2 protein-coding genes are annotated in these 2562 nt (G+C 58.9%); one reads left to right on the top strand and one right to left on the bottom strand.

Features of this window, described 5'->3' with window-relative positions; genetic code table 11:
• Nucleotides 1–255 precede the first annotated feature (255 nt).
• Nucleotides 256–2136 carry an AMP-dependent synthetase/ligase gene (locus tag NW820_RS11780; protein WP_414407579.1) on the top strand — a complete coding sequence of 627 codons (1881 nt, stop codon included), beginning with the start codon at nt 256–258 and terminating at the stop codon, nt 2134–2136.
• Nucleotides 2137–2149: 13 nt separating this feature from the next.
• Here the strand turns inward: NW820_RS11780 and NW820_RS11775 are convergent.
• Nucleotides 2150–2562 (bottom strand): hypothetical protein (locus NW820_RS11775; RefSeq protein ID WP_414407578.1); only part of this gene is annotated, 413 nt, incomplete at its 5' end.

Genomic DNA, 2562 nt, shown 5'->3' with positions numbered 1-2562 from the left:
AAGCTTACAGCCGGGATCCCCATGGGAGATATGGGATCCGGTTTGATCAAAATTGTAAAGTTTTGTGCGCAATCTGCCGGGGCGAGCAATCACCACCCTGGTTCTGCCAGCGCAAGATTTTATAGTGTTGATCCCTACCTTTTCCCCGCAAGGGGAAGATGGTGAATGGGGTGACAGGCTGGGAACTGTCCTAGCGACACCTGGGGAGAGAGGCTGGGTTTAATAGACTGTAAACGTAATTTACGGTACAGATCTATGACAACTGCTGCCGCTTCTGCTACTCCCACTGCCCCTGAGACGACGCTGCTGAACGTTTGGCAAGTGCTGGCGGAAGAGTTTGCCGGTCAGGTTGCCCTACGGGATCCCCACGCGCAGCCAGTTTTCGAGATGTCTTATGGAGAGCTGTTTCGCCGCATTCAAACCCTGGCGGCTGGCCTGCAGGCTTTGGGCATTTGCCCGGGGGATCGGGTGGCCATTTTTGCCGATAACTCCCCCCGCTGGCTGATGGCCGATCTGGCCACGATGTTCACGGGAGCTGTGAATGTGCCCCGCAGCGCTGTGGCGGATCCCAGTGAGCTGGGCTACATCTTGCGCCACTCCGGTAGCACGGCCCTGATTGCTCAGGATCTGAAGACCCTGAGGCGGATCCGGCCGGATGTGCAGGAGCTGGGCCTGGAACGGCTGCTGTTGCTTTCCGATGAGCAGGAAGCAGGGGTGCTGAACTTTTCCCAATGGCTGCAAAAGGGTCGGGAACACACCTACCAACCCCCAAAGCTGGAGCGATCCCAACTGGCCACCATCATCTACACCTCCGGCACCTCCGGTCGGCCCAAGGGGGTGATGCTCAGCCACGGCAACCTGATGCACCAGGTGGAGAACTTGGGCGTGGTCGTACAGCCACAACCGGGGAATAAGGTGTTGACCATTCTGCCCACTTGGCACTCTTATGAGCGGGCTTGCGAGTATTTTCTCCTCAGCCGTGCCTGCATGCTGGTCTATACCAGCCCTCGCTTTATCAAACAAGATTTCCAACAGGAGCACCCCCATTTTCTGGTGGCAGTGCCGCGGATTTGGGAAACCGTTTATGAAGGGATCCAACGGCAATTCAAAGAGAAAAGCCCCCTGATGCAGCGGCTGATCCGCGCTCTGATGGCCGTGAGTGAGAGCCATGTGCTCTCTGGACGGATAGCTCGCAACCAGTCGATTTTGCATTACGGAGTCAGCCCCTGGGTGCGCCTGCAGGCTCGCCTGCAACATTGGCTGCTCTGGCCCCTGCACCGATTGGCCGATGTGCTGATCTACCGCAAGGTACGACGGGCGTTGGGCCCCAATTTTCAACATGCCATCAGCGGCGGTGGATCCCTGCCTGCCTACTTGGATCTGTTCTACGAGGTGGTGGGCATTTCCATCTTGAATGGCTACGGCCTCACCGAAACTTCGCCGGTGTTGTGCGCGCGGCGTCCAGACAACAATGTGCGCGGTACGGCTGGCCCCCCTCTGCCGGGGACGGAGTTTCGCATTGTGGATCCTGAAACCCGACAGCCCCTGCCCTCCGGCCAAAAGGGGTTGATCCTGGCCCGTGGCCCGCAGGTGATGATGGGCTACTACAACAACCCGGAAGCCACTGCCAAGGTGCTCAGCTCCGACGGCTGGTTTGAAACCGGGGATCTGGGCTGGCTCACCCCCGACGGGCAACTGGTGATCACCGGCAGAGCCAAGGATGTCATTGTCCTACTCAATGGGGAGAACATCGAGCCCCAGCCGCTGGAAGATGCTTGTCTGCAGTCTCCTTACATCAGTCAGATCGTGATCGTCGGGCAAGACCAAAAGAAATTGGCTGCCCTCATCTACCCCAACCTCGATGCCCTCAAAGCCTGGGCTGCCGAGCAAGGGATCCCGGCTGAGGAAGCCGAGCTGCTGGCCCAGCCCCAGATCCGCACCTTGATTTTGCAGGAGGTGCGCCGCCGCATCCAAGAACGCCCTGGCTACCGGCCCGACGAGCAGGTCAGCGACTTTCGCTTCTTGCCGGAGCCGCTGAGCGTGGAAAACGGCCTTATGACCCAGACCCTGAAGATCAAGCGCAACCCGGTGGCTGAGCGCTATGCCCACCTCATCCAGGAGATGTATCCGGCTTGAGGTGCAGGCCCACCTAAGTTTGGGATCCCCGTTGTTGCTCCAAGTAGCGCCGGAATTGCTCCGGTGGAATGGCCCCTCGGTAGGCTCCACAGTAGTAGAGGGTAAGCACCGCCTTGTAGGCCCAATCGCTTGGCACCACATCCGGGAAAGGGCTGGGCAAAGTATCTGCTTGGTTGTTGGCGCAGGCTTGCAAAATTTGCTCTGTGGTTAGCTGTTCTGCCAGGTCTGGAGGGAGTTCCCGCAGGTTGGCTTGGGCCAGAGCGGCGGTGGGCAGGCTCAAACTGGAGAGGGCTGCGCCCACAAGAGCTGAGGTGAAGAGGTGTTGCACTTTCATAGCACTCCGTGCTGTGCAGAGCACAGACAACTCGAAGAGGGTTAACGAGGGATCGATTGAGAGGGAATCCGTCCGGGGAGTCCCTTCTTCAG

Origin of the sequence: Synechococcus sp. R55.7, from assembly GCF_047461955.1 — a bacterium.
In the GTDB taxonomy this organism is placed as follows: domain Bacteria; phylum Cyanobacteriota; class Cyanobacteriia; order Thermostichales; family Thermostichaceae; genus Thermostichus.
This window is presented reverse-complemented; position numbering and strand designations above follow the sequence as displayed.